Here is a 4,720-nt window from a genome sequence, read left to right as displayed (position 1 = left end):
GTTCACCGCCGTGCTGCTTGCCACCGGGATCAGCATCAACTGGGGCGGCATTTTGCTGATGGCGCTCGGCACGCAGTGGTACATCCTGTTCAACGTCATCGCCGGGGCCAGTGCGATCCCCACCGAGCTTCGTGACGCCGCCGCCAGCCTGAGGCTGCCCACGGTGCTGAGGTGGCGCACCCTGATACTGCCCGCAATCTTCGGTAGCTACGTCACCGGCGGCATTACCGCGGCCGGGGGCGCGTGGAACGCCTCCATCGTCGCTGAAGTCGTCCAATACCACAGCACCACGTTGTCGGCTGTCGGGCTGGGTGCCTACATCACGCACGCCACCGCGGTGGGCGACGCCCCGCGCCTGCTGATCGGCGTGATGGCGATGAGCTTCTATGTCGTGACGACGAACATTGTGCTGTGGCAGCGCCTCTACCGCCTGTCCGAGCGGCGCTTCTCCCTATCCTGATCCGCAAAGGCTTGACGGAGGTTCCCATGACTGAAGACGTGATCATCCACCTCGACCACGTCAGCAAGAGCTTCAGCAAGCCCGACGGTGGCACGTTGGTGGTCCTCGACGACATCAACCTCGACATCCGTACGGGCGAAGTCGTCGCCGTGCTCGGTCGCTCCGGGTGCGGCAAGTCGACGCTGCTGCGCATCATCGCCGGACTGATCGCCCCCACCAGCGGTGTGGCGAGCAACCACGGCGCCGAACTCGACGCCGCCAACCCTGGTACCGCGATGGTGTTCCAAAACTTCGCCCTGATGCCCTGGCTGACCGTGCAAAAGAATGTGGAACTCGGGCTGGCAGCACGCAAAATCCCGCCCGCCGAGCAGCGTCAGCGCGCCCTTGAAGCCATTGATTTGATCGGCCTCGACGGTTTCGAATCCGCCTACCCCAAAGAACTGTCCGGCGGGATGCGTCAACGCGTCGGGTTCGCCCGGGCGCTGGTGCTGCAACCCGATCTGCTACTGATGGACGAACCCTTCTCCGCACTCGACGTCCTCACCGCCGAAAACCTGCGCAGCGAGCTGATGAGCCTGTGGACGGGCCAAGAATTCCCTACCAAGGCCATCTGTCTGGTCACCCACAACATCGAAGAGGCGATCGTGCTGGCCGACCGCGTCAACGTGCTGAGCAGCAACCCCGGCCACATCCTGGCCGAATTCCCCATCCAGCTCGAGCGTCCCCGCGACCGCCGCTCGCCATCGTTTGAAGCACTCGTCGACAAACTCTATGAACTGCTGATGACCGGCACCGGACCCGCCACCACGCTCGTCGATCCCAGCTCCGCCACGCCCACCAGCCACCCCCTACCCAGAGCCACCGTCGGCGGGCTGGCCGGGCTGGTCGAAATCGTGTACGGCAAAGGTGGGCGCGTCGACATCCCCGATGTCGCCACCGACCTGGGCATCGCCGCGGAAGACCTACTGCCGCTGGTGGACGCCGCAGCGCTGCTCGATTTCCTGCGCGTCAGCGGCGCCGACCTCGAACTCACGCCCATCGGCAAGGATTTCACCACCGCCGACATCCAAATCAGCAAGCAGATCTTCGCCCAACAAGCACGCACCCGCGCACCCCTGGTGCGTACCATCTGCCACGCTCTGCACGACTGCCCCGACGGCAACCTGCGCGCGGGATTCTTCCTCGACATCCTCCAACAGGGATTCAACCCGCAGGACGCCCAACGACAACTCGACATCGCCATCAAATGGGGCCGCTACGCAGAGCTCTTCGACTACAACACCCACACCGACCAAATCACGGCGGACCCCAGTGTCCGGGGATCGTTAGGGCACGGTGGTGACTGATCGCATCGGGGTACTTCGCGCGCGGGGCTCTCCTAAGTTCGACGCACGGTTATCAACAATGTCATGTGCTCCCATCCGTTCGCACCCGGAAACCAGTTGTTTTACTACGTTCAACTTGCTGGTCACACATCGGTCGGGATCAGTAGGTGGATATCTCATCCTCGGCCGGTAGGTCGCCGGTGACCATGAAGATGACGCGGCGGCCGACTTCCACGGCGTGATCGGCGAAGCGTTCGTAAAAACGGCCCAGCAACGCCGTTTCCACACCGACGGAGATGCTGTGCTTCCATTCTCGATCTATCAGCACACTGAACAAGTGCCTATGTAGATCATCCATGGCGTCGTCTTGTTGGTGAAGTTCAGCGGCTTTGTGCGGGTCGCGGGTTATCAGCACCTGTTTTGCGCTGTCGGCCAACGCGATTGCCACCTCGCCCATGTCGGCGAAGCACTCGCGAACTTCGTCGGGAAGTACGTGTTTCGGATACTCACCCCGGGCGATCTTGGCTACATGTACAGCCAACGCGCCCATTCGTTCGGTGTCGGCGATGATCTGTATAGCGCTGAAGATTTCCCGCAGCTCGCCGGCGACCGGTTGCTGTAACGCCAGGAGCGCGAACGTCTCTTTTTCGACTTGGGCTCGCATCGCCACGATTCGCTCATGGTCGCGGATCACCTCTTCAGCAGCAACGATGTCAGCCTCTAACAGAGCCTGTGTTGCGCGCTTCATTGCCACCCCGGCCATGCCGCACATCTCTCCGAGTTGCGTGGTCAGATCGGTTAGCTGCTTGTGATAGGCGGGTCGCATGCGTTAAGCCTCTCAGACTTTTGGCAAGTGACGAAAGCCCCAGAGGGGAGGTCTGAACGGCTCCTCCGCTTGATACCGCCACCGGTTAGTCTGCAGCGGTGGAGTCATCAGCTCAACCGAACGCTTAAAGGTCTGCATGACGTCCAAGCCACGCGTCCCGGCGATCCGCGAACCGGTGACCGCGCAGACAGCGGCCGGCGGGTCGGTGGAACAGGTTTTGCGCCGGCTGGATAGCTCGGCCGATGGACTGTCCAGTGCCCAAGTCTGCGAACGCTTGGCCCGGTACGGCCTCAACGTAATCCGCACCCATCGTGTCAGCGCGTGGGCGGTGCTTGTCCGCCAGCTGAACAACGCTGTGCTGATCCTACTGGCCGCCACCGCCGTGTTGTCGTATTTTCTCGGCGACCATAACCAGGCGTTGATCATCGGGGTGATCCTGGCCGCCAGCATCGGACTGGGGTTTTTCAACGAGTACCGCGCTGAGCAGGCCGCGGCCGCTATGCATTCCCGCATCCGCCACACCGCGACTGTGCGACGCGACGGGAGGTTCGTCGATGTCGACGTCCGCAATCTGGTGCGCGGTGATGTGATCCGACTCTCGCTCGGGCAGGCCGTGCCCGCGGATGTGCGATTGATCCAGACCGCGGCATTGGAGTGCGATGAAAGCATCCTGTCCGGGGAATCCACCGGCTCAGAGAAATCACCAACACCGGTCGGGGCAGATGCCGCGTTGATCGATATGACCGATCTGGCGTTCATGGGCACGATCGTGAGCGCAGGCGAGGGCCTGGCTGTCGTCTATGCCACCGGCAATGATGCTGAGTTCGGCCGGATTGCGGCCGGTTTGAGTGGGAGCCAACCCGAAACAGAGTTTCAGGCCGGTCTGCGCCGGTTTTCCTATCTGCTGCTGCGAGTCGCGATCGCACTGACCGTGATGATTTTGGTCACCAACTTGATGTTGCACCGGCCGCTGATCAATTCGGCGCTGTTTGCGCTGGCTATCGCGGTCAGCATCACACCACAGCTGCTTCCCGCGGTGGTCAGCACGAGCCTGGCGACCGGTTCCCGACAGCTGGCCAAGGCCAAGGTGCTGGTCAAACGCCTGGTATGCATCGAAGACTTCGGCGACATCGACATTCTGATCACCGACAAAACCGGAACGCTGACCGAGGGCCGCATCAGCTTGCTCGACACCATCAACCCGGCCGGAGTGCACAGCGACTCGGTGCTGCGGTTGGCACTGCTGGCCTCTGACGTCGATCTGGCGACAGGCACAGCCGTGACCAACGCGCTGGACAACGCACTCTGGGAGCACCCAAGTGCACACGAGCTCGCCGGCGATGGCGTCGCGCGGTTGGCCCTCTTGCCTTTCGACCACACCCGGCGCGCAACCTCGGCATTGGTCGATGACCACGGGAAACGGCTCCTCGTGGTCAAGGGTGCGCCCGAGCAGGTGCTGAGTCGCTGCCCGAGCACACCAGAACACACTCAGCAGACCCTGGCCGCGTTGTTCGCAGCCGGGCGCCGGGTGGTTGCCGTGGCCGTCAAGCCGGCGCCACAGCTGGCCACCATCACCGACGACGACGAATCCGAGCTGATGCTGGTTGGATTCTGCGTCTTGGCCGACGAACCCAAGGCCGCCGCCCGACAATCCCTTGCCGAACTCGCAGAGCTGGGCATCGAGGTGAAAATCGCCACCGGCGACAACCCGCGGGTCGCCGAAAAGGTATGCGCGGAATTGGGTTTGGTCTCCAAGGGAACGATCACCGGCGCGCAGATGGAGCATTTCGGCGACGAGGAATTCGCGCACGCCGCACAGAACCACAGCATCTTTGCCCGCATTTCGCCCGAGCAGAAAGCGCGGCTTGTCACCGCGGCGCGGCGCACCGGACGATCCGTGGGATTCCTTGGCGACGGGGTCAACGACGCGCTGGCCCTGCACGCCGCCGACGTCGGTATCTCCGTCGACACCGCCACCGATTTAGCCAAGGACGCAGCCGATGTGGTGCTGCTGGAAAAGGACCTGAGCGTGCTGGCCACCGGAGTGGCCACGGGCAGGCGGATTTTCGCCAACACCATCAAGTACGTGTTCATGGGCACATCGAGCAA

General features: G+C 62.9%; 4 protein-coding genes. 3 read left to right on the top strand and 1 reads right to left on the bottom strand.

What is annotated here, in order from left to right; genetic code table 11:
• Positions 1-460 (top strand): ABC transporter permease subunit (locus tag ACLP9N_RS21540; protein WP_442409313.1); only part of this gene is annotated, 460 nt, incomplete at its 5' end.
• 26 nt (positions 461-486) lie between these two features.
• Positions 487-1,806 (top strand): ABC transporter ATP-binding protein, encoded by a 1,320-nt coding sequence (locus ACLP9N_RS21535; RefSeq protein ID WP_442409312.1) that lies wholly within the window; start codon positions 487-489, stop codon positions 1,804-1,806.
• A gap of 139 nt (positions 1,807-1,945) precedes the next feature.
• On the opposite strand, the gene phoU is transcribed toward ACLP9N_RS21535, so the two are convergent.
• Positions 1,946-2,611, bottom strand: coding sequence for a phosphate signaling complex protein PhoU (gene phoU / locus ACLP9N_RS21530; protein WP_442409311.1), 666 nt, complete (start codon positions 2,609-2,611; stop codon positions 1,946-1,948).
• A 136-nt stretch (positions 2,612-2,747) separates the two neighbouring features.
• On the opposite strand from phoU, the gene ACLP9N_RS21525 reads away from it, so the two are divergent.
• Positions 2,748-4,720: cation-translocating P-type ATPase (locus ACLP9N_RS21525; RefSeq protein WP_442409310.1), on the top strand; the 1,973-nt coding region annotated here is incomplete at its 3' end.

It is taken from the genome of Mycobacterium sp., assembly GCF_052144515.1.
Taxonomy (GTDB): domain Bacteria; phylum Actinomycetota; class Actinomycetes; order Mycobacteriales; family Mycobacteriaceae; genus Mycobacterium.
Note: the sequence above shows the minus strand (reverse complement) of the source record. Positions and strands in the feature narration are given on the sequence as shown.